The following is a 25486-nucleotide window of genomic DNA, read 5'->3' as shown; positions in this document are numbered from 1 at the left end:
CATACGTCGGGTCGGCCGGTCAGTCCACCGGGAGCCGGTAGCCTCTTTTGACCACCGTCTGTACGAACCCGGGGTCGCCCAGGCCCGCCCGCAGCCGCGCCACCGCCATCTCCACCGCGTGCTCGTCGGCGCCGCGTGGCAGCGCGGGCAGCAGCGAGGCGCGCGAACGCACCTTGCCCGGCATCGACGCGAGCGCCCGCAGCACCGCCATCGGCGCCGGGGCCAGCGGTTTCAGCTCGCCGTCGACCATCGCCGCGTGCCCGCGCAGGGTGAGCTCGTGGTCGGCCACCTGCAAGGTGACCGCACGCCGGGGCAGCTCGTCGGCGATGGCGCGGACCATCGCGCCGAGCCGGGCGCGGGCCGGGGCGATGACCGGGATGTTGTGTCGGATCAGCGGCGCCGCGGTCACCGGGCCGACGCAGGCGGCCACGACGTCGTGGCGCAGCGCCTCCAGCAGGGCGTCCGCCCCGGCGCCGGCCGCGGCGATGAGCGCGCCCGCGGCCGGGGCCGAGGTGAACGTGATGGCGTCCACGAGCCGGTTGGAGACCAGGTCGACCAGCCGGTGCAGCGGTGCCGAGTCCAGCGGGGGCGCCCAGCGGTACACGGGCACCTCGATGACCTCGGCCCCGGCGGCGCGCAGCGCGGCGCAGAACTCCGGCTGCTGGTCGCCGTGCAGCTGGACCGCGACGATCTGCCCGGCCACCCCGCGCTTGAGCAGGTGGGCCAGGCACTCGTCGCAGCTCTCGGAGTCCGGTGACCACTGGTCGTGCAGGCCCGCGGCGCGCACCGCGCCGCGAGCCTTGGGCCCGCGGGCGACGATGTACGCCCCGGCCAGCACCCCGCGCAGCGGGTCGGCCAGCCCCCAGCCTTCGGCGGCCTCCAACCAGCCCCGCATGCCGATGCCGGTGTTGGCCACCACCATGTCGGGCGGTGTGTCCAGGCAGCGCCGGGTCGCCTCGCGCAGCTGCGAGTCGTCGTGCAGCGGGACGATCCGCAGCGCCGGGGCGATGACCACCCGGGCGCCGCGGCGTTCCAGCAGCGCGGCCAACTCGTCGCGGCGCCGGTCGGCGGTGACGCCGACGGTGAACCCGGCCAGCTCGGTCATGACCCGTCCTCGTCCCCCGTGGTGGCCCCGGTATGTGAGGTACTCACGGTCGGTCCACCAGGACCTCGACCGTGCCGCCCTCGCACCGCACCGGGTACGTCGGCACGAGCACGCCCGGCAGGTCCAGGCACTCGCCGGTGCGCAGGTCGTAGACCTGCTTGTGCAGTGGTGAGGCGACCGTCGGGACTCCGCTGCGGTCACCGACGATGCCGCGCGACATCACCTGGGCGCCCGCGATCGGGTCGCGGTTGCCGAGGGCGAACAGTTCGCCGTCGTAGGTACGGAAGATCGCGACCTGCACCCCGTCGACGAGCGCGGCCACACCGCGCTCGGGCAGCAGCCGGTCGTATGAGCACACCGCGGTCCAGTACGCGGTCGCAGCTGTGATGGTCACCGGGCACCTCCGATGGTGACGGGCACCGGGCCCTGGCGCGTCGGGACCTTCTGCCCGCGCTCGACCTCGAACTTGATGTCGGGGTCAGGGGTCTCCGGTGCGTTGACGAACGAGACGAAACGGGCCAGCCGGTCCGGGTCGTCCAGGGTGGCCCGCCACTCGTCGGCGTATGCCGTGACGTGCTGGGCCATCTGCGCGTCGAGTTCGGCGCACAGCCCGAGCGAGTCGTCCACGATGACGTCGCGCAGGTGTTCGAGTCCACCGTCCATCGCTTCCAGCCACGCGGCGGTGCGCTGGAGCCGGTCGGCGGTGCGGATGTAGTACATGAGGAACCGGTCGATGTAGCGGACCAGGTCCTCGGTCGACAGGTCGGTGAGGAACAGGTCGGCGTGGCGCGGGCGGAAGCCGCCGTTGCCGGCGACGTACAGGTTCCAGCCGTTCTCGGTGGCGATGATGCCGAAGTCCTTGCTGCGGGCCTCGGCGCACTCGCGGGCGCAGCCGCTGACCGCGGACTTGAGCTTGTGCGGGGCGCGCAGGCCCCGGTAGCGCAGCTCCAGGTCGATGGCCAGGCCGACGGAGTCCTGCACGCCGTAGCGGCACCAGGTCTCGCCGACGCAGCTCTTCACGGTGCGCAGCGCCTTGCCGTACGCGTGGCCGGACTCGAATCCCGCGTCGACCAGCCGCTGCCAGATCACCGGCAGCTGCTCCACGCGGGCGCCGAACAGGTCGATCCGCTGCCCACCGGTGATCTTCGTGTAGAGGCCGAAGTCCCGCGCCACCTCGCCGATCACGATCAGTTTGTCCGGCGTGATCTCGCCCCCGGGGATGCGCGGCACCACCGAGTACGTCCCGTCGCGCTGGATGTTGGCCAGGAAGTGGTCGTTGGTGTCCTGCAGCGCCGCCTGCTCGCCGTCGAGGATGTAGCCGGGGTTGGTGGTGGCCAGGATCGAGGCGATCGCGGGCTTGCAGATGTCGCAGCCGCGCCCGGTGCCGTACTCGCCGACCAGCTCGGAGAAGGACGTGATCCGGCGCACCCGGATGATGTCGAACAGCTCCTGCCGCGAGTAGGTGAAGTGCTCGCACAGCGCCTTGCTCTGCGCCACCCCGCCCGCGGCCAGCAGCTGCTTGAGCAGCGGGATGCAGGAGCCGCAGCCGGTGCCCGCCTTGGTGCACGTCTTCAGGCCGGGCACGTCGGTGCAGCCGGTCGCGATCGCGTCGGTGATGTGGTCCTTGGTCACCGCGTGGCAGGAGCAGACCTGAGCGGTGCCGGGCAGGTCCATCTTGGCGGCACCGTCGCCCGCCGGGGCGAGCATCGCCAGCGGCGCGGCGGGTAGTGGCCCGCCGAGGCTGGCCCGCAGCGTCGGGTACGCACTGGCGTCGCCGACGAGGATGCCACCGAGCAGGGTCTTGGCGTCGTCGGTGAGCAGCAGCTTCGCGTAGACCCCGGTGACCTGGTCGGTCACCACCACGTCCAGGCCGGGCGCGAACGGGGCGCCGAAGCTGGCCACGTCGACCCCGAGCAGCTTGAGCTTGGTGGAGGTGTCCGGCAGCGCCATCTTCGACTCGCCGCCGGTGAGCCGGTCGGCGACCACCTCGGCCATCGCGTACCCGGGAGCGACCAGGCCGTAGCAGACGCCTTCGCCGCCTGCGACGCTCAGCGACGCGCACTCGCCGATGGCCCAGATCGCCGGGTCGGCGGTGGTGCAGGCGTCGTCGACCAGGAAGCCGCCGCGCGGGCCCTTGGCCAGCCCGGCCGCCTCGGCCAGCTCATCGCGCGGCCGGATGCCCGCGGCGATGACGACCACGTCCACGGCCAGCTCGCCGCCGTCGTTGAAGCGCATGGTGGTGACCCCGTCGGGGCCGCCCTCCAGCCCCGCGCAGCCGCGGGCGGTGTGCACGGTGACGCCGAGTGCCTCGATGTGGCGCCGCAGCACGGCGCCGCCGCCCTCGTCGACCTGCAGCGGCATCAGCCGGGGGGCGAACTCGACCACGTGGGTGGTCATGCCGAGCAGGCGGAGCGCGTTGGCGGCCTCCAGCCCGAGCAGACCGCCACCGAGCACGGCGCCGACCCGGCGGCCGTTCGCGGTGGCCCATTCCTTGAGCCGCTCCAGGTCCTCGATGGTGCGGTAGACGAAGACGCCGGGCAGGTCCGCCCCGGCGATCGGGGGGACGAAGGCGCGCGACCCGGTGGCCAGCACGAGCACGTCGTATGGCGTCTCGCCGGCCGGGGTCGACACGACGCGGCGGTCGCGGTCGATCGCGGTGACGGGCTGGCCCAGGCGCAGCTCGACCCCGCCGGGGGCGCCGCCCAGGTCCAGGTCGGCGGCGTCGTATGTGTCGAACCAGGCCGACAGGCGCACCCGGTCGTAGGCGGGGCGGTCCTCCTCGGCCAGGACCGTCACGGTCCAGCCGTCGGTGCCGCGGTCGGCGAAGGCTTCCAGGAATCGCTGCGCCACCATGCCGTGGCCCGCGACGACGAGATTTCTGCTCATGCAGACACCCCCACACTGTCTGAGGTGGACAGCCACGTCATCCAGCCGCCGACCGCATCCTTGCGTCCGGGGCAGCTGGTGGTGGCACGGGCAGCGCCGACGGCGCGGGCCCTCGATCGGGCCGGGAAGCGGCAGCGCATGGTGTCACCGGCTCGGATGCCGGGAGGCGGTGCAAACAGGGGTGGTCCGGTGCTCGACCGCCATCAGGCGGGTGCGACCGGCCGACGAGGGGATGGATGCGACGAGGAGCCGCGGCGCGCCTGCCCGGTCCGCCGGGGGGCAGGACATGGACCCGTCTTTGCTGGCGTCCACCCGCTCCCACGTGACGCCGACGAAGTCCGCCGCCCCACCAGCGGTGGCGCGCCGCAGCTCCTCGAAGACGGCGCGCGGTGCCGCGGGAAACCCGCGGAACCGCACGCCTCCGATGTCGGCGGTGCCGTCATCGGTGTGGCCGAGCCGGGAGGCCAGCTCGGCCGACACCGCCGGATCCGTCCCTACCCCCGGCGGTGGCTTGTGGTGGGTGCGGCGCTCGCGCGCTCCACCCTCCAATGTGGTCATTGTGCCATCTGCTGCAACCCATTGGGCCACAGGTCGGGCCACATCCACTATGGCGAGCGTCTCACCGTGTCGGAATCCTGACGCGGAAGGCCCGTCGGTGGCTCGGTCCGGGTCGGTCCCCGGCGTGGCGCACGGCCCGGCCGCCGCCACTGCTGTGGCGGTCGATGCGGACGGGGCGGGTGCGGCCATGTGCGAAATACTGAGGTCTGGGAGTTTCACTCCCGGGTCCCTTATGTTTCGAACCTGCTAAGACCAACGCACGACGTACCGGTCGACCCTGTTGGTGGCCGCTGGGCTTCTCGTACCCGGCATCCGACTCGAATCTTGCTCTTTGCGGGTGATCCGGACGGGCGACCCTCGATCGATGGACGGGCAGGTCCGGCCGGGTGAGCAGGCGCGGATGGCCGGTCGGTGGATTACCCCATGGAGGTGCTAACGGTTACGATGAAGTCACACTGCGTAAAAGTGCTCAGAAGTAGGCATTCTCACTCACCTTCGTGGCACGAAGAACGGGATGACTGATGGTCACACCGGGCGTAATCTAAGCGGCATGACTGCCAAAGTAACCCTGTCCTTCGCGGACGAGACGATTGAGGAAGCGCGCCGATACGCAGAGCGCGACGGATTGTCACTGTCGGCCTGGATGGATCAGGCCGCCCGGGAGAAAGCCCTCCGGGAGCTGTTCACCGCCCACGCGGACGTGGTCCGCCGGGCCGGGACAGACCGCTTGGAGAAGAACGCGCTGGACGACGAGCGCGAAGTGGAGCTGGTACGCCTGGAATTGTCAGGACGGGGGCGGCGTGCTGCGTAGAGGCGAGATCTGGCGCATCGACGGAGCCCGGGAGCGGCTCGGGCTGGTGATCAGCTCGGATGTGTACAACAGCACCGACGTGCCCATCGTGATCGTGGCCGAGGTGGTCGAGGAAGAGGAACTCCGCGACTCCCCGCTGGCCGTGCCGATGGGCGAACTGGTCATCATGCCCGACCGGGTTTCGTCACCGATGAAGAAGTGGTTCACGGACATGGTCGATGTCGCCGACACCGACACCATGCGCAGGGTCGGTCGAGCACTGCGCATCATCCAGGACCTCTAGCACTCCTCGGTGTCGCCGCAAGCCTCCGCTTCCTTTGGGCAGGCCTCCCGCATCATCGTGTGCAGCGGCGTGAACAGCTCGGTCAACGTGGCGAGCTGTGCCGGCGAGAGCCGGTCGATGAAGATCGCCCGGACCAGCGCCACATGATGCGGGGCCACCCTCTGGATGGTCTCCCAGCCCTGCTCGGTGAGCACGGCGAACTGGCCGCGCCGGTCGTCGGCGCAGCTCTCCCGGCGGACCAGCCCCGCCCGCTCCATGCGGGTGATCTGGTGCGACAGCCGGCTCTTCTCCAGCAGCATCGCCTGGGACAGCTCGGACATGCGCATCCGCCGCTCCGGCGCCTCGGACAGGCTCACCAGCACGCCGTAGTCGGTGCCGGAGAGGCCGTGCTGCGCCATCCCGCGCTCCAGCTCCGCCGTCACCAGCTTCGAGGTGAAGATGAAGCTGCGCCAGGCGGCTTGTTCGGGCTCGGTCAGCCAGTTGGCGTTCGTCGTCGGGGTAGCGGTCGTCGCCATGTATTCCACCCTAGAGGGGTGAGGGCCTTACCCTCACCCCTCGTCCGTTCGGATCAGGCCGTCGTTACGACATCGTCGTAGTCCAGCCGCGGGTTGCGGTCGAACCACGCGTTCTCGCCCGGCTTGCCGATGTTGACCACGGCCAGCACCTTGTGCGCGCCGTCGGGGAAGAAGTCCTTGTTGATGCCCTCGGCGTCGTAGCCGGTCATCGGGCCCGCGGCCAGGCCGGCCGCGCGTACGCCCAGGATGAAGTAGCCGACCTGCAGCGCCCCGTTGAAGCGGGCGACCTCGGCGCGGACGGCGTCGTCACCGGTGAACCAGTCGCGCACGTTCGGCACGTGCGGGAAGGTGCGGTGGAACTCGTCGTGGAAGTCGGTGTCGGCGGCGAGGATCGCCGTCAGCGGGGCGGTCGAGGTCTTGGCCTTGTTGCCGTCACCCATCCGCTCCACCAGGCGGGCGCGGCCCTCCGCCGAGCGGACCAGCACGACCCGCAGCGGCTGCATGTTCAGCGAGGTGGGGGCGTACTTGACCAGGTCATAGATGGCGCGCACCTGCTCGTCGGTCACCGGCTCGTCGGTGAACGAGTTGGCGGTGCGGGCGCTGCGGAACAGCAGATCCTGGGCCTGCTGGTCGAGAACGAGCGACATCTGTATTTCCTCCGAAGTCGGTCTGTGGGCCATGTGCAGCCACTGTTGCCAACTTTGGTGAAGATTCAACTATTCCGCAAGCTCCAGCGGTGTGGCCATCGCCACTGTTGGTATACCGCAGCGTCACCGACCGCCGGGAGGAGGGGCGGTCGGTGACGCGGGTGCGGCGGGTTCGTCAGATGCCGGCGTGGGCCAGGCTCGGGGCCTGTGTGGCCAGCACCCGCTTGCGCAGGTAGCACCACCAGGTGACGGCCAGGCAGACGCCGTACATCACGGCGAACCAGGTGAAGGCGGTGCTGATGCCGCCGGTCGACTTGATCGAGTCACTGATGGCCCGGGGCAGGTAGAAACCGCCCAGCGCGCCGATCGCCCCCGCGATGCCCAGGGTCGCCGCCGACTCCCGCTTCGCGGTGGTCAGGTCGGGCGAGGTCGCCGCGAAGATCGCCGGAATCATCCGGTAGGTCGACCCGTTGCCCGCGCCGGCCGCGGCGAACAGGAACAGGAACGAGGTCAGGAACAGCGCCATGTTGTGCGCCGAGACCGAGGCGACCACGCCGTACGAGCCGAGGCCCATCAGGATGTAGCAGGTGGCGGTGACCCGGGCCCCGCCGACGCGGTCGGACAGCCAGCCGCCCAGCGGCCGGGTCAGCGAACCCACCAGCGGTCCGGCGAAGGCGAGCGTGACGGTGGCCGCACCCACGTGCGCCACCGGCGCCTCCGGGAACTGCAGCTTGAGCACCAGCGGGAAGGCCGCCGAGTAGCCGAGGAACGAGCCGAAGGTGCCGATGTACAGGAACGACATGATCCAGGTGTGCGCCCGCTTGACCGTGGCGAACTGGGCCTTCAGCGGCGAGCGGGCCACGTCGAGGTTGTTCATGAACAGCCGGGCGCAGATCGCGGCGGCCAGCACCAGCGGGACCCACATCAGGCCGCCGTACACCAGCCCGGCCGACAGCACGATCGGGACGAGCAACTGCATGGTGCTGATGCCGATGTTGCCGCCCGCGGCGTTGAGGCCCAGCGCCACGCCCTTCTCCTTCTCGGGGAAGAAGAAGGAGATGTTCGTCATGGAGGAGGCGAAGTTGCCGCCGCCCAGACCGGCGGTCGCCGCCAGCAGCAGCACCACCCAGTACGCGGGCTTGGCGGCCACCGCGAAGATCATCCCGGCCAGCGGGATCAGCAGCAGCACCGCGCTGATCGAGGTCCAGGTGCGGCCGCCGAACCGGGTCACCGCGAAGGTGTACGGCAGCCGCATCAGCGCGCCGATCAGGTTCGGTAATGCCACCAGCCAGAACTTCTGGTCCACCGTGTAGGGGAACTGGGCGGCGGGCAGTGCCACCACCACGACGCTCCAGAGGGTCCACACGGAGAAACCGAGGTGCTCGGCGAAGATCGAGAAGACCAGGTTGCGGCGCGCGACCCTGCGGCCGGTGGACGCCCAGAACTCGGGGTTCTCGGGGTCCCAGTGACTGAGTGCGGCGGCGCGGGCCGGAGCGGGCGCCGGGGCAAGGGCGGTCATGGCGACGAAGTTACGTACGTGTGATTGCCATGTTGTTCCGGTGTTCATACCCCGGATGTGAACCCTGCCGCACCTTGGCGGGTCGGCTGCTGTGAAGAAGGGCCGCGAAACCGGACATCAGGACCGGTAACACAGCAGGGTCGGCCCGTTTTGACCGGCCCCAGGGGCAGCGGGTATCGTTAGCGGCTGTTGTGCGAGAGGTGGCGCCGAGCCGGTATCCCTGATGCTCAGGTAGGCTTGTCGTTCGCGCGCCGACCCGTTCGTGGTCGGCCGGAATCGCAGAATCCGTTGGTCGTGGGCAGTTTCGCCCGCGATCACACAGACCTACGACGAGACAAGGTAGACCTGTGCGTACGTACAGCCCGAAGCCGGGTGAGATCGAGCGTCAGTGGCACGTTATCGACGCTTCTGACGTCGTGCTGGGCCGGCTCGCCACCCACACCGCCAACCTCCTGCGCGGTAAGCACAAGCCGACTTTCGCGCCGCACGTCGACACCGGCGACTTTGTGATCATCATCAACGCCGGCAAGGTGGCGCTGACCGGTAACAAGCGCGCGACCAAGATTGCTTACCGGCACTCCGGTTACCCGGGTGGTCTGAAGCAGATCGGCTACGAGGAGCTGCTGACCAAGCGCCCCGAGAAGGCGATCGAGCTGGCCGTGAAGGGCATGATCCCCCACAACAAGCTGGGCCGTCAGATTCTGTCGAAGCTGAAGGTCTACGCTGGCGCGGAGCACCCGCACGCGGCGCAGCAGCCCGTGCCGTTCGAGATCAAGCAGATCGCGCAGTGAGCGCGGACGAAGGAATCACCATGACCGACACTTCTGTGCCGACCCAGGCCGATGTCGAGGCCGAGGCCTCGGTCGTCGTCGCCGCGAAGGTCCAGGCCACCCCGAAGTTCAAGGGTGACCGGCCGATCCAGACCGTGGGCCGCCGCAAGGAGGCCATCGTCCGGGTGCGTCTGATCCCCGGCACCGGCAAGATCACTTGCAACGGCCGTGAGCTGGACAAGTACTTCCCCAGCAAGGTGGCGCAGCAGTCGGTGCGCGAGCCGCTGGTGACCGCCGAGAAGAACGAGAACCTCGACGTGGTCGCCAACCTGCGTGGTGGCGGCATCACCGGCCAGGCCGGCGCGCTTCGCCTGGCCATCGCTCGGGCGCTGTGCGAGCTCGACCTCGACGACCGCCCGGCGCTGAAGAAGGCCGGCTTCCTGACCCGTGACGCTCGGGTCAAGGAGAGCAAGAAGTACGGTCTCAAGAAGGCCCGTAAGGCCCCGCAGTACTCCAAGCGTTGATCTCTCTTCGCTGAACGGCCGGGCACGCTGCTGCACACAGCTGGCGTGCCCGGCCGTTCGCTTTCCCCAGCGGTGCCCCTTTTGACCCGGCCAGCCGCCGGTCCAGGGCCACGAGCCGGTCCACCTCACCTTTCGCTCACCTTTCGCCTTTCGCACCCCGTCAGAAAGGGCACCCCGATGGCACGCCTCTTCGGCACCGACGGCGTACGCGGTCTCGCCAACGCTGACCTCAGCCCCGAACTCGCCCTGTCGCTCGCGGTCGCCGCGGCGCACACCCTGGCCGACCTGGCCGATCCGGACCGGACGCAGCCGCCGCTGGTGGTGGTCGGCCGGGACCCGCGGGCCAGTGGCGAGATGCTGGAGGCGGCGGTGGTCGCGGGCCTGGCCAGCGCCGGTGCCAACGTGGTCCGGGTGGGTGTGCTGCCCACGCCCGGGGTGGCCTACCTGACCGCCGAGGTGCGGGCGGACTTCGGCGTGATGATCTCCGCCAGCCACAACCCGATGCCCGACAACGGCATCAAGTTCTTCGCCGCGGGCGGGCACAAGCTCACCGACGAGCAGGAGGACGCGATCGAGGCGGCGCTGGGCGAGCGCTGGACGCGCCCCACCGGCGCGGCCGTCGGCCGGGTGCACGACCTGCTCGACGGTGCCGACCACTACACGGCGCACCTGGTCGCCGCGACCGAGCACTCACTGTCGGGCCTGACCGTCGTGGTGGACTGCGCGCAGGGCGCGGCCAGCGACGTCGCGCCCGAGGCGTTCCGGCAGGCCGGTGCCGACGTGATCGCCATCAACGCGGAGCCGGACGGGCTCAACATCAACGAGGAGTGCGGCGCCACCCACCTCGCCCCGCTGCGGGCGGCCGTGGTCGAGCACGGCGCCGACCTGGGTGTCGCCCTCGACGGCGACGCCGACCGGTGCCTGGCCGTGGACGCGAACGGCGCCGAGGTCGACGGCGACCAGATCATGGCGATCCTGGCCCTGGCGATGCGCGACGCGGGCACCCTGGTCGACGACACGCTGGTCGCGACGGTCATGAGCAACCTCGGTCTGCGCATCGCCATGCGCGAGCAGGGCATCACCCTGGTCGAGGCCAAGGTCGGCGACCGGTACGTGCTGGAGGAACTGCGCAGCGGCGGCTTCAACCTCGGCGGCGAGCAGAGCGGCCACGTGGTCTTCACCGACCACGCCACCACCGGCGACGGGGTGCTGACCGGCCTGCGGCTGATGGCGCGGATGGCGCAGAGCGGCACCTCGCTGGCCGGGCTGGCCGCGGTGGTGACCAAGCTGCCGCAGGTGCTGATCAATGTGCGGGTCGCCGACAAGGCGGTCGCGAAGGCGCCGGAGATCCTGGCCGCGGTGGCGGCGGCCGAGGCGCAGCTGGCCGGGGCGGGCCGGGTGCTGCTGCGGCCCTCGGGCACGGAGCCGCTGGTCCGGGTCATGGTCGAGGCGGCCAGCGAGGACACCGCGCAGAAGATCGCCGAGGGGATCGCCGCCGACGTGCGCGCCGCCAGCCCGCTGGCGGACTGACCCCCCATGTACGCCGCCAGCCCGCTGGCGGACTGACCCCCCATGCACGCCGCCAGCCTGCTGGCGGACCACCCGCGTGACGTGAGAGCGGCGTGCCCCGAAGCCCGGGGCACGCCGCTTCGTCGTATGTGCGGTCTCAGCTCATGAAGATCGCGGTGCAGACGACCGTGACGTCGGAGCCGGTGTTCCGCTTCTTCTCGGTGCCGTCGATCGAGATCGTGCAGGTGTCGAGCTTGGTGTCGGCACCGCGGCCGAACGCCATCACCGACACGGCGAAGGTGTCCTGGTCGACCACGACCGTCTTGGACCAGGGCAGGGTCACCGTCTCGCTCTCCGGGCTGCCGGTGCCGGCGTTCCAGGTGATCAGGGCCTCGCCGCTGCCCTCGACCGTGTAGTGGATCGAGTGCGAGTCGCCCGGCGTGCCGGTCTCGACGCCGAGGCTGGGCAGGCTGTCGACGATCTCCTGCGCCTTGTCGCTGGCCTTGTTGTAGAGGATCCAGCCACCGATGCCGCAGGCCGCGCAGAGCAGCAGTACGACACCGACGATGATGCCGATGATCATGCCCGCGTTGCTCTTCTTCGCCGGCTGCTGGATCGGCGAGATGGGCGCGCCGTACTGCCCGTACTGCGGGGGCTGCTGGGGCTGCGCCTGGTTGGGGTCGTACGGAGGGGGGTAACTCATGGGCGGATGGTAGACCGAGGCCCGCGAGGGTGCGGACCTCGTGCCTACTACCCGTCACACTTCGAGATCGCGGATGCAGGTGACCGTGCCCTTGGCGGTCTCCCGCGCGACCTCCTTGTCGTCGACCAGGATCACGCAGGTGAGCTGCTGGCCGGTCACCGTGGCGGAGACCGAGGTGCGCAGGTACAGGCCGTAGCTGGTCCAGCGGTTGGTCCAGGGCAGCGCCGAGACCGTGGTGTTGTAGCCCGCCACGGTCTGGAAATTGATCTTCGCGTTCCCCTTGCCGGTGATGCGGTACTCGACCACGTGCGCCCGGCCGGAGGACGGCGACGGTTCGGGCGTGGGCTCGTCCCAGTACTCGTCGTCGTCCCAGTAGCTGCCGTCGGGATCGTACGTCGAGGAGTTGGCGCGGTCGGCCGCTTCGGACAGCTTGTTGGCCACATACACGCCGCCGATGGCGCACAGGCACACCACGAGCAGCACCACACCCACGATGATGCCGACGACCAGGCCGGTATTGCGCTTCTTCGGCGCGGGTGGGGCCGCTGGTGCGAAGGTCGGAACAGGGGCGTACGGCCCCGGCGCGGGCTGGGCCTGGTACGGCGAGGGCATGGGGGCTCCGGGTGGGGCCCAGGCGCCCGGTGTGGCGGCGGGACCGCCGGGCGGGGCCCAGCCGCCCGTGGCCGGGGTCGACGGGGGCTGCCACGCGGGCGGCGCCTGTGGCGGCTGCCACGGGTTCGCCGGTGGATTCACCGGGGGCGGGGAGGTGGGATCGGACGGGGTGGAGGGGTCGGTCACGCGGAGAGGATACCGGCCCGGGACCAGCGGTTGCTATCCGTGATCAATCATCACGTGTGCGTGAATGACTCGACTTCGAGCATGCAATATGAGCGAAACTCCGCTAGGGTGGCGGTCATGTGCGGGATCGTGGGATACGTAGGAACTCAGTCGGCCCTGGGCGTCGTCGTCGACGGCCTGCGGCGCCTGGAATACCGGGGCTATGACTCGGCCGGGGTGGCCGTGCTCGCCGACGGTCGGCTGTTGCTGGCCAAGAAGGCCGGCAAGCTGTCGAATCTGGAGAAGGCGCTGGCCGAGTCGGCCGAGGCGGAGCTGCGGTCCGGGCTGGCCGGCATCGGGCACACCCGCTGGGCCACCCACGGCGGCCCGACCGACCGTAACGCGCACCCGCACCTGTCGGCAGACGGCCGCATCGCCGTGATCCACAACGGCATCATCGAGAACTTCGCCCGCCTACGCGCGCAGCTGCAGGCCGAGGGCGTCGAGTTCGCCAGCGACACCGACACCGAGTGCGTGTCCCACCTGCTCGCCGCCGAGCTGGCCGGGGTGCCGGGCAGTCCGGCCGCGCTGGCCGAGGCGATGCGCAAGGTGTGCGGGAAGCTGGAGGGCGCGTTCACGCTGCTCGCCGTCGACGCGCAGGCGCCCGGCGCCGTGGTCGGCGCGCGCCGCAACTCCCCGCTCGTGGTCGGCCGCGGCGTCGGCGAGAACTTCCTGGCCAGCGACGTGAGCGCGTTCATCGAGCACACCCGCGAGGCGGTCGAGCTGGGCCAGGACCAGGTCGTCCTGATCACCGCCGACGCCATCGAGATCACCGACTTCGACGGCAACCCGGCCCAGGGCCGCGACTACCACGTGGACTGGGACGCGCGGGCGGCGGAGAAGGGCGGCTACGACTGGTTCATGCTCAAGGAGATCGCCGAGCAGCCGCAGGTGGTCGCCGACACGCTGCGCGGGCGCATCGGCGAGACCGGCGAGATCATGCTCGACGAGGTGCGCCTGACCGACCAGGACCTGCGCGACGTCGACAAGATCTTCATCGTCGCCTGCGGCACCGCGTACCACGCGGGGCTGGTCGCCAAGTACGCCATCGAGCACTGGACGCGCATCCCGTGCGAGGTCGAGCTGGCCAGTGAGTTCCGCTACCGCGACCCGGTGCTCGACCGGTCCACCCTGGTCGTGGCGATCTCGCAGTCCGGCGAGACCATGGACACGCTGATGGCGCTGCGCCACGCCAAGGAGCAGAAGGCGCGCGTGCTGGCCATCTGCAACACCAACGGCTCGACCATCCCGCGCGAGTCCGACGCGGTGCTCTACACCCACGGCGGCCCCGAGATCGCGGTGGCCTCGACCAAGGCGTTCCTCACCCAGCTCGCCGCCTGCTTCCTGGTCGGCCTGCACCTGGCCCAGGTGCGCGGCGTCAAGTACGCCGACGAGGTCGCCGCGGTGGTGGCGCAGCTGCAGGAGATGCCCGACAAGATCGAGAAGGTGCTCGGCACCATGGACCCCGTCCGCGAGCTGGCCCGCGAGCTGGCCACCGCCTCGACGGTGCTGTTCATCGGCCGCCACGTCGGCTACCCGGTGGCGCTGGAGGGCGCGCTCAAGCTCAAGGAGCTGGCGTACATGCACGCCGAGGGCTTCGCGGCGGGCGAGCTCAAGCACGGTCCGATCGCGCTGATCGACCACGGCACCCCGGTCGTGTGCGTGGTTCCCTCGCCCGCCGGTCGCGGGGTGCTGCACGACAAGATCGTCAGCAACATCCAGGAGGTGCGCGCCCGCGGCGCCCGCACCATCGTGATCGCCGAGGAGGGCGACGAGGCCGTCGTCCCGTACGCCGATCTGCTGGTGCGGGTGCCGCGCACGCCCACGCTGCTGGCCCCGTTCGTGACCACGGTGCCGCTGCAGGTGCTCGCCGCCGAGATCGCCGCCTCGCGCGGCCACGACGTCGACCAGCCGCGCAACCTGGCCAAGTCCGTCACGGTGGAGTAGTGCCCGTCCCGGTCACGATGTGCGCCATCGTCTCCAGCGCCGGGCTGGCCGAGTCGAAGTAGCCGGAGTGGGCCGCGAGCGGATCGCGGCCCACTCCGGCGTCGAACACCTGACCGCCGAACTGTGCCGACGACGGGTCCACCCCGTGCCACAGGTCGGCATTGCCGCGGAACACCGCGTCGGTGGCCGCCCCCACGGCGATCAACGCCGGACCGCCGACCGCGTCCAGGGCCACCTCGCCCTTGGAACTCGCCGCCAGGATCACGTCGTTGCGGGCGGTGGCCGCCCACACGTGTGTCGGATCGCGCAGCTCGGCCGCGCTGTCCACGCCCATCCCCGGGCTGCCCAGGGCCACGATCTCGTCGGCGGCGAGAGCGCCGTCGCGGTCGGCCAGGCCCAGCGCGAGCGTGCCGTACGAGTGCCCGATCACCGTCTGGTGCGCCGGCTCGCCCTCGTGCGTGCCGACCAGCCCGTCCTGGAACGAGGCCAGGTCGGGGGCGGCCGCCCGAGCCGACGTCTCCAGCAGCGCGTCCACCCCGTCCGGCGGGTCGTAACCCAGCCACATGATCACCGAGGTGCTCTGCTCCGGGGCGGTGACCACGGCGCGCAGTCGTAGCGCAGCGGCCCGGTTCAGCTCACTCTCGACCGAGTCGATCGTCGCCCCGCTGCCCGGCACGTACGTCGCCACATGGTCGGCGACGTCGGGGTCGCCAAAGGCCACCACCGCCCGGCCGTCCCCGCTCGCGTCGAGGTTGAGCAGGTAGGCACGCGGCTCCTGCTGGTCCAGCCGCGCGGCCAGGCCCGCCAACGTCCGCACCCGGGTGTCGGTGCCGTCCGGCGGATGCGGCGCGTCCAGCACCGCCCGCAGCCGGTCCAGCTCGGCGTCCAGCCGCAGTCGGTTGGCCCGGTCCCGGGCCGCCACCGGCACCCCGTCGAGGCCGCCGATCAGGTCGGGCTGGGTCACCAGCAGCCAGCCGCGCTGCGCCGGGGTCAGCCCGGCCCACCAGGTCGCCACCGGCAGGATCCCGCTCGGCGGCGGCGGGGCCGGGCTGGTCGCCCAGCCGTCGCGAGCACCGACCGCCAGCGCGGTCAGCCGCTGCGCCGTGTCCTCGTCACTGGCCCGCACCCGGCGCAGGATCTCCGCGAGCTGAACCGCCACCCACTTCGCGAACGCGACCTCGCCCGGGTCGGGTTTGACGCTCACCACGTCCAGGCTCACCTCACCCTCGAGGGAGACCCGCACCGGGGTGCCGCGCAGGGAGGCCAGCAGCACCCGTACCCGCTGCTGGAGGGCGCGCACCAGCTCCGCGTGCCGGCACAGCAGCTGGTCCACCTCCAGCAGCACCCCAGGCACCGTCACCAGCCCGGCGCCGATGGTGCGGCAGGCGGCCTCGGCCGCCGGCGCCGCGATCCCGCCCGTCCACGCCTGGCCCAACCGGGCCACCTGCGCGGACAGCTCGTCGGCGTGATCGTCGATGCGATGGCTCAGCCGCCGCCACGAGGCGGCACTGCGTGTCCACAGGTCCAGGTCAGCCGCGAGCAGCTGCGCGTAGGTCACGTTCATCGCGCCGCCCCGATCCGCGCCCCGCCCGCCGCCGCCACGTTCCGGGCCGCCCGCTCGTCCTGGCCGGTGTATTCGGCGCCGGCGGTGCGCAGCCGCCGCGCGTAGCCGTCGAGGGCGGTGCTCAGCCCGCAGAGATGGGTGTGGACCTCGTGCATCAGCCTGACCTGGGCAGACCTGACCGCCCAGCCGTCGGGAGAGGCGGCGAGGTCGGCGGTGCGGGACACGTCGCCGGACAGGGCGCCCGCCAGCTCGGCCAGGTGACCGGCGATGCGGACCAACTCGTGGGGGTCGACGCGGACCGGTTGCGGCGCGTACCCGTCATCGAACTCGACATCCATGGCGGCGATGCTGCCGCCCTCACCTGACCTGCGGATAGACCTGTGGATAACCGGACCCCCAGTTACCCACAGACTTATCCACAACCCTTGCCGCGAGGTCGGGTGCCTGTTAAACGCGCCGCACCACCACCCGCGTCAGTCGAAATCCGGTCACCCGGCGTGGACCAGCCGACCCGCCACCCAGGTGCGCAGCGCCCGGGTCGCGCCGATCTCCGTCACCGGCCCGGCGAACGGGTCTCGGTCCAGCAGGGCCAGGTCGGCCAGCCGCCCGACCGCGATCACCCCCGTCTCGTCCAGATGGTTCACGTACGCCGACCCCGCCGTGTACGCCCGCACCGCCGTCTCCAGGTCGATCCCCTGCTCCGGCCCCAACGGCGGCGCGTCGACCCGGTACGGGACCCGGTTCACCGCGACGTGGATGGCCTGGAACGGGTCCGGGTCCGACACCGGCCAGTCGCTGCCCGCCGCCAGTCGCCCCCCGGTACGCCACACGTCGCCGAACGGGTACTGCCAGGTCGCGCGCGGCTGGCCCAGGAACGGGATGGTCAGCTCATCCATCGCGGGCTCGTGCGCGGCCCACAGCGCCTGCATCGTGACCGTGACCCCGAGCCGCCCGAACCGGGGCACGTCGTCGGGGTGCACCACCTGCACGTGCGCCACGTGATGGCGCAGTCGCGACCCGGCCACCGGCTCGACCGCGTCCAGGATCTCGCGGGCGGCCCGGTCGCCGATGGCGTGGAAGTGCACCTGGAAGCCGTCGCGGTCGAGCAGGGTGACGATCTCGCGCAGGTGGTCGGGGTCGACCCGGGAGATGCCGCGGCGGTCGGTGGCGCAGCCGCAGCCGTCCAGGTACGGGTCGAGCATGGCGGCGGTGAAGTTCTCCGCCACGCCGTCCTGCATGATCTTCACGGTCTCGGTGCGGAACCGCGCCCCGCCGCCGCGCGCCAGCTCGCGACGTTCTCGCAGGTCGTCGAGCTGTTCCAGGCCGCGCGACGGCTCCCACCACAGCGCGCCGCGCACCCGCGCGGTGAGCAGGCCCTCGCGGTCGGCGGCCAGGTACGCCTCGAAGCAGTCCGGCCAGCCGCCGTAGTCGCCGACGATCGCGTCCTGCCACGCCGTCACGCCGAGGGAGTGCAGCCGGGACTGGGCCAGCAGCAGCGCCCGGCGGATCTCGGCCGCGTCGGGGCGCGGGGCGACCGAACTGACCAGCTCCATCGCGCTCTCGTGCAGTACCCCGGTGGGTTCGCCGTCGGCGTCGCGCTCGATCCGGCCGCCCTCGGGGTCGGGGGTGTGCCGGTCGATGCCGGCCAGTTCCAGCGCCCGCGAGTTGCACCAGGCGCTGTGCGCGTCGCGTACGGCCAGGAAGACGGGGCGGTCCGCGACGATGGCGTCGAGGTCCTGGCGGCACGGCTGGTGCCCGCCGAACACGTCGTACGACCAGCCCGCACCCATGATCCATGGCCCGTCGGTGCGCGCCGCGTACGCTGCCACCGCCGCCAGGTAACCGGCCCGGTCGTGCAGTTCGGTCAGCTCGCAGCGCAGCAGATTCAGCCCGGCGAACACCGGATGCGCGTGCGCGTCCTGCAGGCCGGGCAGCAGCAGCCCGCCACCCAGATCCACCACCTCGGTGCCGCGCCCGGCCAGCGCCCCGACCTGCTCGTCGGAGCCGATCGCGGCGATCCTGCCGTCCGCCACGGCCACGGCCGTCGCCTCGCCGTTGCCGTACACGATGCCGCCACGCAGTACCAGATCCACACCTCAGACCTTAAGGTCAGTTCGTGATTGTCTCGGTGGGCAACGACGTGGTCCTGGTCGAACGCTTCGCGCAGGCGCTGAGGCGCACCCCGATGCTGACGGAGCGCCTGTTCACGGAAGCCGAGCGGACCACGCGCTCGGGGAACCCGCGCTCGCCGGAGTCGCTGGCGGCCCGGTTCGCGGCCAAGGAGGCCGTGGCCAAGGCGCTCGGCGCGCCCGCGGGCATGCAGTGGCACGACTGCGAGGTGGTCGTCGACCCCGACGGGCGGCCCTGGCTGACCGTCACCGGCACGGTCGCCGCCGTCGCCGCCGAGCGCGGCGTCGAACGCTGGCACCTGTCGCTGTCGCACGACGGCGGCATCGCCTCGGCGTTCGTCATCGCGGAGGCGGGGCTGTGAGGGCGGCGTACCGGGTCGCCCAGGTCAGGGCGGCCGAGCAGGCGCTGATCCCGACGCTGCCACCGGACACGCTGATGCTGCGGGCCGCGGCCGGGCTCGCGCGCCGCTGCCAGGTCACCCTGCGCGATCAGCGCGGGGTGTACGGCTCCCGCGTGCTGCTGTTGGTCGGCCCCGGCGACAACGGCGGCGACGCCCTGCACGCGGGCGCGATGCTGGCCCGCCTCGGCGTGTCCGTCAGTGCCCTGCTGGCCGATCCGGCCCGAGCGCACGCGGGCGGGCTGGCCGCGCTGCGTGCCGCGGGCGGACGCACCGTCACCGACTGGCCCGCCCGAACCGACCTGATCGTCGACGGGCTGCTCGGCATCGGCGCCACCGGTGCCCTGCGCGGCAGCGCGCTGACGCTGGCCGAGCGCCTGGCCGTGCTCGACCCCCGACCGCCCGTCATCGCCGTCGACATCCCGTCCGGCGTCGACGTGAACACCGGCGACGTGCCCGGCACCGCCGTACGCGCCGACGTGACCGTCGCGTTCGGCTGCCTGAAGCCCGCCCATGTGGTCGGACCCGCCGTCGGCTACACCGGGCAGGTCGAGGTGGTCGACATCGGGCTGCGGCCGTGGCTGCACGGCGACCCGGCGCTGCGGGTGGCCGAAGCCGCCGACATCGCCGCCTGGTGGCCGCGCGCCGAGGCCGGGTCCGACAAGTACACCCGGGGGGTCGTCGGCGTCGCGACCGGCTCACCCGGCTACCCCGGCGCCGCGCTGCTGTCCGTCTCCGGCGCGCTCGCCGGGCCGACCGGCCTGGTCCGGTACGCCGGAGCCGCGCAGGGGATCGTCGTACCGGCGCATCCGAGCGTGATCGGCGCGCCCCGCGTCGCCGACGCGGGCCGGGTCCAGGCCTGGGCCTGCGGCTGCGGTCTCGGCACCGACGAACGAGCCGCCGGTGAGCTGCGCTCCGTGCTCGCCGCGCCCGTGCCCGCCGTGCTCGACGCCGATGCGATCACCCTGCTGGTCGACGGCACCATGTCCGGTGAGCTGCGGCGACGCGACGCGCCGACCGTGCTCACCCCGCACGACCGGGAGTACGCCCGGCTGGCCGGGGAGGACCCCGGCCCCGACCGCGTCGCGGCCGCGCAGAAGCTCGCCACCTGGACCCGGGCGGTGGTGCTGCTCAAGGGCGACCGCACCGTGGTCGCCGGGCCGTCCGGGGAGGCGTGGGTGAACCCGACCGGCAGCCCCGCGCTGGCCACCGGCGGCACCGGGGACGTGCTGGCGGGGCTGCTCGGCTCGCTGCTGGCCGCCGGGCTGCCGCCGATCCGGGCGGCGGTCGCGGCCGCGTACGTCCACGGCCTGGCCGGTCGCGAAGCGGCCCGCTCCGGCCCCGTCACCTCCTCCGACGTGGCCGCCGCCCTCCGCCCCACCCTCGCCGCCCTCCTTCCGTAACCCGCGCCCGCCGCCCGCGCGCCCCGCCCGCGCGCCCCGCGCCGCGCCGCGCCGCGCCGCGGAGATCACTACAGTTTCGGGGAAAGTGCACGAATTCTGCCCAAGATTCCTGCACTTTCCCCGAAACTGCAGCGGAGTTATCCACAGGGGTGGATGGCGGGACGGTGGAGGCGGGAGGGTACGGGGTGTGTCGCGTACTCCGAGGCGCCCGCAGGAACTGGTCGGGCACATCTTCTCCGCCGCCGAAGTGATCTCCTCCGGCATCCTCACCAAGGGCGAACTGCGCAGCAAGGCGTGGCGCCCCCTGTTCCGGGGGGTCTACGCCGACGCCCGAGCCACCCTCTCGCATGAGGCCCGCTGCGAAGCGGCGGCGAAATGGCTGCTCCCGCCACAGGCGGTGATCGCGGGACGCTCCGCCGTCGCGATCCACGGCGGACCGGCACCCGGCGACGGTGACCCGATCGACGTGCTCATCCCGCCCGGCCACCGCTTCGGCCCGGTGCACGGCATCCGCGTACACGCCTCGGAGATCGCCGGCGGCGAGGTGATCGAGCTCCCGCGGCTCACCGTCACCTCCCCATTGCGCAGCTGCTGGGATCTGGCCCAGTGGTACGACTTGGTCGAGGCCGTGGTCCAGGTCGACGCGCTGCTCGGCCTGGGCGCGGTCAAAGCCGACGCGTTGTCCGAACAGGCGGATCTTCGCGTCGAGGCACGGGGCGGCCGCCGTTTCGCGGCGGTGGCCGGGCTCGCCGACGGCGGGGCGGCCTCCCCGCCGGAGTCACGCACCCGCGTCGGCCTGGTGCTGGCAGGCCTACCCCGGCCAGTCACGCAGCACATCATCGACGCGGCGGGCCGCTTCGTGGCCCGGGTGGATCTCGCCTGGCCGAGGTACCGGGTCGCGGTCGAGTACGACGGCGTCTGGCACGCGCAGTCCGATCAGTTCCATCGCGACCGTAGGCGCCTCAACGAACTCGTGGGCCAGGACTGGATCGTCCTGCACCTCACCGCCCGACGCCTGCACACCGACTTCGCCGGCTTCGTCGCCGAGGTCACCCACGCCCTCACCACCCGCGGCTGGCACCGATGACTCCCGGCGGCGAGAGATGGGTGGGACCGGGCCGTCTCAAGCGTCGCTACGCCGATCCGAGGCACCCTGGGTCGAGAGGGCCGGGCGGGCTCAATAACGGTCACGCCACTCCACGTTGCAGCGCGGCGGATCGCGTCCGAGGCGGCTGCAGTTTCCGGGAAAGTGCACGAATGCGGCCCAAGATTCCTGCACTTTCCCTGAAAGTGCATGGATTTTGGGCGGGCAGCCCGCGCGAGTCCGACGTGGCGCGCCAGTGCGGGGCACGGCGGTGCCCGGACGGGTCAGGCGGGGAGGGTGGACAGGCGGGTGGGCCAGGTGCCGCCGTGGGGGATGAGGGCGACCTCGCGGGTGTCGTCGGGGTGGCGGGTGATGCGTACCTCGAGGTGGGAGTCGGCGAGCTGCTCGACCATGCCCTCACCCCATTCCACCAGCGTGACCGAGTCGTCGATCGACGCGTCGAGGTCGAGGTCGTCGACCTGGGCGCGGGGGTCGGTCATCGTGCCGAGCCGGTACGCGTCGACGTGCACCATCGGCAGGCTGCCGCCCGCGGCCCGGTCCGGCCGGTGCACCCGGGCGATGACGAAGGTCGGCGAGGTGACCGTGCCCTGTACGCGTAAGCCCTGGCCGACGCCCTGGGCGAGTGCGGTCTTGCCCGCGCCGAGCGGTCCGCTGAGCACGACCAGGTCGCCGGGCCGCAGCACTTCGGCCAGGCGCGCGCCGAAGGCGCGGGTGTCATCGGCGGTGGGAAGGATCATTTCTGCTCCAGCGCGTCCAGGAAGTCGATGAGCGCGGCGTTGACCTCGGGCGCGTGCTCCAGCATGGTCACGTGCCCGCTGTCGGGGATGATCACGAGCTTGGCGTGCGGCAGCAGGCGGCAGATCTCCTCCGAGTGCGCCTGCGGGGTGATCATGTCGCAGTCGCCGCAGATGACCAGCACCGGCACCCGGTTGAGGGCCCGCAGTGCCGGGTAGCGGGCGTGGCTGTTGATGGTGCGCAGGTAGCGGGCGACGGTCTCGGTGGTGGTGCGCGAGTTCATCTGCTCCACGTACGAGACCAGGGCCGCGCTGGGTTTGTCGCCGCCGAAGCCGTACCGGCGGGTGAGCAGCCAGGCGAGGTCGGTGCTGGCCTGCCGTGCCTTGTCGATCATCGGACCGGTGATCCGGGCGGCCCCGGTGAGCAGCCCGAGCAGTGGCCCGCTGGTCCGGTTGATGATCGCGGGCAGGCCGTAGAAGCCGCCCTGGCCGTCGATCTGGCCGCCGGAGGTGGCGATGAGCACCGTGCCGACGACGCGGTCGACGAACATCTCGGGGTGCTGCTCGGCGAAGGCCATGATGGCCATGCCGCCCATGGAGTGGCCGACGAGGACGACGGGGCCGGTGGGCACGGTCGACTTGATCACGTCGTAGAGCGCCTCGCCGAGGGCGGGCAGCTCGTACTCGCCGTCGGGCAGGGTGCCGGACAGGCCGTGGCCGGGCTGGTCGTAGAAGACCATCCGGTGTTCGCCGAGCCGGTCCAGGGCCTGCCGCTGGAAGTGGAAGGTGCCCTGGTCGAGGCAGAAGCCGTGCACGAAGACGAGGGTCGGCGTGGTCGGTTCGGTCGGTCCGAGTTCGACGGCGACGCCGTCGACCGGTTCGACGATCTCGACGTGCAGTTCGATGCCGTCGTCGGTGGTGACGGTCGTGAACTCGTCGTACGGCAGCCGCCCGAAGGGCTCGTCGGCGTACGGGTCGACGTCGCTGCGCTTGGTGCGCCGCACCACCAGCCGCTCGACGGCGATACCGGCGGCGACTCCGGCGGCGGCGACACCGATGACCGCGCCGATCACTCCGGCGCGGCGGCGCCCGGAGGCCGGGGCCTTGTCGGTCTTGGCGGCGGGCTTGACGTCCGAGGGGGTAGACGTGGTCATGACGAGGAACCACCTCGGTAGACCCGGGGCACCCGGACGCTGCCGAACCGGGTGACGATCTCGTAGTTGATGGTGCCCACGGCGTCGGCCCAGTCGTCGGCGGTCGGTTCGCCCCGGTCACCCGACCCGAACAGCAGCACCTCGTCGCCGATGGCCACCTCGGTGTCGCCGACGTCGACCACGAACTGGTCCATGCAGACCCGGCCGGAGACGGTGAACCGGCGCCCGTTGATCAGCACCGGGCCGCTGTTGGAGGCGTGCCGGGGCACTCCGTCGGCGTAGCCGAGCGGCACCAGCGCCACGTTGGTGTCGCGACTGGTGGTGTAGGTGTGGCCGTACGAGATGCCCTGCCCGGCGGAAAGGCGCTTGGCCAGCAGCACCCGGGCGTGGGCGGTCATCGCCGGGCGTAGCGCGGCGCGGATGGCGGGGTCGTCGACGGGGGACAGGCCGTACACGGCGATGCCGGGCCGGACCAGGTCGAAGTGGGTGTCGGGGCGGGTCAGCACCGCCGCCGAGTTGGCGATGTGGCGCAGTTGCGGGGTGACGCCGAGCCGCTGGGCCGTGTCGAGCGCCTCGGTGAACGCGGCGAGCTGCGCGTCGGTGGTGGCGTGGCCCGGCGCGTCGGCGTAGACGAAGTGGCTCCAGATCCCGACGATCTCGACCAGGCCGTCGGCCTGCGCCTTGGCGGCGGACTCGACCAGCTGCGGCCACTCCGGCGCGGTGGCCCCGCCCCGGGACAGCCCGGTATCGATCTTGAGGTGAATCCGGGCGGTGCGGCCGGACTCCCGGGCGGCGCCGAGCACCGCGGCGAGGTGGGTCTGCCCGGCGACACTGAGGTCGACGTCGCGCTCGATCGCGCGGGCCAGCGGCTGACCGGGCAGCCACAGCCAGGACAGCACCGGCGCGGTGATCATCGAGTCGCGCAGGTTGAACGCCTCTTCGAGGGTGCACACGCCGAGCCAGGTAGCGCCCCCCGCCAGCGCCGCGCGGGCGGAGGCGACCATTCCGTGGCCGTACCCGTCGCCCTTGACCACCGCCATGACCTGGGCCGTCGTACGCGACCGGAGCGTGCGCACATTCGCGCTGATCGCGTCGAGGTCCACCAGGACCTGGGACTGAGCGTCGGCCTGCCACATGCGTACCAGCCTACCCAGCAGTACCCCGCCCGCCCCGGCGGCACAGCGACCCCCGCGCTCAATGGGACGAGAAGGCGGGGACAGTAGGGTGGAGGGGTGTTGGTGCTGGTGATGGATACGGCGACGCCCGCGGTGACGGCCGCGCTGGTGGAGGTCGGTGCGGACACGGTCCGTCAGGTGAGCGCGCGGGCCACGGTGGACGGGCGGGCCCACGGGGAACTGCTCGCGCCGCAGCTCGACGCGGTGCTCGCGGAGGCCGGCGCCAAGCCTCGTGACCTCGGCGCGGTGGTGGCCGGGGTCGGCCCCGGGCCGTTCACCGGGCTGCGGGTGGGGCTGATGACGGCGGCGGTGTTTCAGGCCGGGCTCGGGATTCCGGCGTACGGCGTGTGCACGCTGGACGCGCTCGGCGCCCGGACTACCGGGAAGGCTCTGGTTGCCACGGACGCCCGGCGCCGCGAGGTCTACTGGGCCGTCTATGCCGACGGCAGCCCGCTGACCGGTCCGGCGGTGGACAAGCCCGCCGACATCGCCAACCGACTGACGACCTACGGCGTGACCGCTGCCGTCGGCGAGGGCGCCCAGCGCTACGCCGACGTGCTCGGGATCACACCTGGCGACGCTCTCTACCCGGACCCGCTGGCCCTGGCCGAGCTGGCCGCGCAGCGTATCCGCGTCAAGGCGCCGACCGAGCCGCTCACCCCGCTCTACCTGCGCCGACCCGACGCGGTCGAGCCGGCCGCCCGCAAGGCCGCGCTGTCGCCCGCCGAACAGTCGGAGGCCGGTGCCAAGCTGTCCGCGGGTCACCGATGAAGATCGACCGGCTGCGCTGGTGGCAGATTCAAGAGCTGCTGCCGATCGAGAGCGACCTGTTCGGCGCCGAGCAGTGGACCGCGCCGATGTTCTGGAACGAGCTGGCCAACGGCCACCACTACCTGATCGCCGTCGACGACGACGGCAGCGTGCTCGGCTACGGCGGGCTCGCGGTCGGGCAGGGTGAGGGCTGGATCAACAACATCGCGGTGCGCCGCGACGCGCAGCGGCGCGGCATCGGCCGGGCCCTGCTGGAGGCGCTGCTGGCCGAGGGCCGCCGCCACCACGTCAAGCAGGTGCTGCTGGAGGTCGCCGCCGACAACGCGGCTGCACAGCGGCTCTACGCCGGACACGGCTTCGAGGTGATCGGGGTGCGCCGCGGCTACTACCAGCCCAGCAACACCGACGCCCTGGTGATGAGACGGGACGAAGAGTGAGC

26 protein-coding genes are annotated in these 25486 nt (G+C 71.8%); 11 read left to right on the top strand and 15 right to left on the bottom strand.

Annotated elements, in window-relative coordinates; genetic code table 11:
* Positions 1-19: 19 nt before the first annotated feature.
* From KUA19_RS06430 to KUA19_RS06415, 4 genes are all read right to left on the bottom strand, one after another.
* Positions 20-1105, bottom strand: a complete 1086-nt coding sequence (locus KUA19_RS06430) for a uroporphyrinogen-III synthase (protein WP_217395158.1) — start codon at positions 1103-1105, stop codon at positions 20-22.
* Between the two features lie 43 nt (positions 1106-1148).
* Entirely contained in the window at positions 1149-1493 is a 345-nt protein-coding gene (gene nirD, locus KUA19_RS06425) for a nitrite reductase small subunit NirD (protein ID WP_217395375.1), read from the bottom strand.
* A gap of 2 nt (positions 1494-1495) precedes the next feature.
* Complete coding sequence (gene nirB / locus KUA19_RS06420; protein ID WP_217395157.1) at positions 1496-3991, bottom strand: nitrite reductase large subunit NirB; 2496 nt, start codon at positions 3989-3991, stop codon at positions 1496-1498.
* A 144-nt stretch (positions 3992-4135) separates the two neighbouring features.
* Positions 4136-4471, bottom strand: a complete 336-nt coding sequence (locus tag KUA19_RS06415) for a hypothetical protein (RefSeq protein ID WP_217395156.1) — start codon at positions 4469-4471, stop codon at positions 4136-4138.
* A 628-nt stretch (positions 4472-5099) separates the two neighbouring features.
* Between KUA19_RS06415 and KUA19_RS06410 the strand changes: the two genes are divergently transcribed.
* Together KUA19_RS06410 and KUA19_RS06405 are read left to right on the top strand one after the other, a co-directional pair.
* Positions 5100-5360 (top strand): DUF6364 family protein, encoded by a 261-nt coding sequence (locus tag KUA19_RS06410; protein WP_217395155.1) that lies wholly within the window; start codon positions 5100-5102, stop codon positions 5358-5360.
* Positions 5350-5643 (top strand): type II toxin-antitoxin system PemK/MazF family toxin, encoded by a 294-nt coding sequence (locus KUA19_RS06405; protein ID WP_217395154.1) that lies wholly within the window; start codon positions 5350-5352, stop codon positions 5641-5643. The genes KUA19_RS06410 and KUA19_RS06405 overlap by 11 nt, the downstream gene beginning before the upstream one ends.
* Here KUA19_RS06405 and KUA19_RS06400 read toward each other — a convergent pair.
* From KUA19_RS06400 to KUA19_RS06390, 3 genes are all read right to left on the bottom strand, one after another.
* Positions 5640-6158 carry a MarR family winged helix-turn-helix transcriptional regulator gene (locus KUA19_RS06400; RefSeq protein WP_217395153.1) on the bottom strand — a complete coding sequence of 173 codons (519 nt, stop codon included), beginning with the start codon at positions 6156-6158 and terminating at the stop codon, positions 5640-5642. The genes KUA19_RS06405 and KUA19_RS06400 overlap by 4 nt on opposite strands.
* Before the next feature lie 53 nt (positions 6159-6211).
* A complete protein-coding gene (locus KUA19_RS06395; protein ID WP_217395152.1) occupies positions 6212-6805 on the bottom strand; it encodes a malonic semialdehyde reductase in 594 nt (197 codons plus the stop codon).
* A 175-nt stretch (positions 6806-6980) separates the two neighbouring features.
* Positions 6981-8324, bottom strand: coding sequence for an MFS transporter (locus KUA19_RS06390; protein WP_217395151.1), 1344 nt, complete (start codon positions 8322-8324; stop codon positions 6981-6983).
* A gap of 347 nt (positions 8325-8671) precedes the next feature.
* On the opposite strand from KUA19_RS06390, the gene rplM reads away from it, so the two are divergent.
* From rplM to glmM, 3 genes are all read left to right on the top strand, one after another.
* The gene (gene rplM, locus KUA19_RS06385; protein WP_217395150.1) at positions 8672-9115 is read left to right on the top strand and encodes a 50S ribosomal protein L13; all 444 of its coding nucleotides are present in this window, start codon (positions 8672-8674) and stop codon (positions 9113-9115) included.
* A 20-nt stretch (positions 9116-9135) separates the two neighbouring features.
* Positions 9136-9618 (top strand): 30S ribosomal protein S9, encoded by a 483-nt coding sequence (gene rpsI, locus KUA19_RS06380; protein WP_217395149.1) that lies wholly within the window; start codon positions 9136-9138, stop codon positions 9616-9618.
* Between the two features lie 177 nt (positions 9619-9795).
* Positions 9796-11148 carry a phosphoglucosamine mutase gene (gene glmM / locus KUA19_RS06375; protein ID WP_217395148.1) on the top strand — a complete coding sequence of 451 codons (1353 nt, stop codon included), beginning with the start codon at positions 9796-9798 and terminating at the stop codon, positions 11146-11148.
* Positions 11149-11284: 136 nt separating this feature from the next.
* Here the strand turns inward: glmM and KUA19_RS06370 are convergent, their stop codons facing one another.
* Both KUA19_RS06370 and KUA19_RS06365 read right to left on the bottom strand, forming a co-directional pair.
* Complete coding sequence (locus KUA19_RS06370; RefSeq protein WP_217395147.1) at positions 11285-11830, bottom strand: hypothetical protein; 546 nt, start codon at positions 11828-11830, stop codon at positions 11285-11287.
* A gap of 54 nt (positions 11831-11884) precedes the next feature.
* Entirely contained in the window at positions 11885-12628 is a 744-nt protein-coding gene (locus tag KUA19_RS06365; protein WP_217395146.1) for a hypothetical protein, read from the bottom strand.
* 117 nt (positions 12629-12745) lie between these two features.
* Here KUA19_RS06365 and glmS point away from each other — a divergent pair, with 117 nt between their 5' ends.
* Positions 12746-14614, top strand: a complete 1869-nt coding sequence (glmS, locus tag KUA19_RS06360; protein ID WP_217395145.1) for a glutamine--fructose-6-phosphate transaminase (isomerizing) — start codon at positions 12746-12748, stop codon at positions 14612-14614.
* Here the strand turns inward: glmS and KUA19_RS06355 are convergent.
* From KUA19_RS06355 to KUA19_RS06345, 3 genes are all read right to left on the bottom strand, one after another.
* Positions 14601-16178 (bottom strand): alpha/beta hydrolase, encoded by a 1578-nt coding sequence (locus KUA19_RS06355; protein ID WP_217395144.1) that lies wholly within the window; start codon positions 16176-16178, stop codon positions 14601-14603. The genes glmS and KUA19_RS06355 overlap by 14 nt on opposite strands.
* Entirely contained in the window at positions 16175-16516 is a 342-nt protein-coding gene (locus tag KUA19_RS06350) for a WXG100 family type VII secretion target (protein WP_217395143.1), read from the bottom strand. Before KUA19_RS06350 ends, KUA19_RS06355 begins: the two co-directional genes overlap by 4 nt.
* Positions 16517-16666: 150 nt before the next feature.
* A complete protein-coding gene (locus tag KUA19_RS06345; RefSeq protein WP_217395142.1) occupies positions 16667-18271 on the bottom strand; it encodes an amidohydrolase in 1605 nt (534 codons plus the stop codon).
* Between the two features lie 23 nt (positions 18272-18294).
* Here KUA19_RS06345 and KUA19_RS06340 point away from each other — a divergent pair, with 23 nt between their 5' ends.
* The 3 genes from KUA19_RS06340 (at position 18295) to KUA19_RS06330 (ending at position 21195) form a co-directional block, all read left to right on the top strand.
* The gene (locus tag KUA19_RS06340; RefSeq protein WP_212827658.1) at positions 18295-18669 is read left to right on the top strand and encodes a holo-ACP synthase; all 375 of its coding nucleotides are present in this window, start codon (positions 18295-18297) and stop codon (positions 18667-18669) included.
* Positions 18666-20108 (top strand): NAD(P)H-hydrate dehydratase, encoded by a 1443-nt coding sequence (locus KUA19_RS06335; RefSeq protein ID WP_217395141.1) that lies wholly within the window; start codon positions 18666-18668, stop codon positions 20106-20108. The genes KUA19_RS06340 and KUA19_RS06335 overlap by 4 nt, the downstream gene beginning before the upstream one ends.
* 187 nt (positions 20109-20295) lie before the next feature.
* Complete coding sequence (locus tag KUA19_RS06330; RefSeq protein ID WP_217395140.1) at positions 20296-21195, top strand: endonuclease domain-containing protein; 900 nt, start codon at positions 20296-20298, stop codon at positions 21193-21195.
* Between the two features lie 281 nt (positions 21196-21476).
* Here the strand turns inward: KUA19_RS06330 and tsaE are convergent, their stop codons facing one another.
* The 3 genes from tsaE to alr are packed head-to-tail and all read right to left on the bottom strand — an operon-like array spanning position 21477 to position 24237.
* Positions 21477-21950, bottom strand: a complete 474-nt coding sequence (gene tsaE / locus KUA19_RS06325) for a tRNA (adenosine(37)-N6)-threonylcarbamoyltransferase complex ATPase subunit type 1 TsaE (protein ID WP_217395139.1) — start codon at positions 21948-21950, stop codon at positions 21477-21479.
* The gene (locus KUA19_RS06320) at positions 21947-23101 is read right to left on the bottom strand and encodes an alpha/beta fold hydrolase (protein ID WP_217395138.1); all 1155 of its coding nucleotides are present in this window, start codon (positions 23099-23101) and stop codon (positions 21947-21949) included. The genes tsaE and KUA19_RS06320 overlap by 4 nt, the downstream gene beginning before the upstream one ends.
* A complete protein-coding gene (gene alr / locus KUA19_RS06315; protein WP_217395137.1) occupies positions 23098-24237 on the bottom strand; it encodes an alanine racemase in 1140 nt (379 codons plus the stop codon). The genes KUA19_RS06320 and alr overlap by 4 nt, the downstream gene beginning before the upstream one ends.
* Positions 24238-24333: 96 nt before the next feature.
* Between alr and tsaB the strand changes: the two genes are divergently transcribed.
* Positions 24334-25047: a tRNA (adenosine(37)-N6)-threonylcarbamoyltransferase complex dimerization subunit type 1 TsaB gene (gene tsaB, locus KUA19_RS06310; RefSeq protein ID WP_217395136.1), complete on the top strand. Its 714-nt coding sequence runs from the start codon at positions 24334-24336 to the stop codon at positions 25045-25047.
* Positions 25044-25484 carry a ribosomal protein S18-alanine N-acetyltransferase gene (gene rimI, locus KUA19_RS06305; RefSeq protein WP_217395135.1) on the top strand — a complete coding sequence of 147 codons (441 nt, stop codon included), beginning with the start codon at positions 25044-25046 and terminating at the stop codon, positions 25482-25484. Before tsaB ends, rimI begins: the two co-directional genes overlap by 4 nt.
* Positions 25485-25486 lie beyond the last annotated feature (2 nt).

The sequence above is a fragment of the Catellatospora tritici genome (assembly GCF_019083965.1).
Lineage (GTDB): Bacteria > Actinomycetota > Actinomycetes > Mycobacteriales > Micromonosporaceae > Catellatospora > Catellatospora tritici.
Note: the sequence above shows the minus strand (reverse complement) of the source record. Positions and strands in the feature narration are given on the sequence as shown.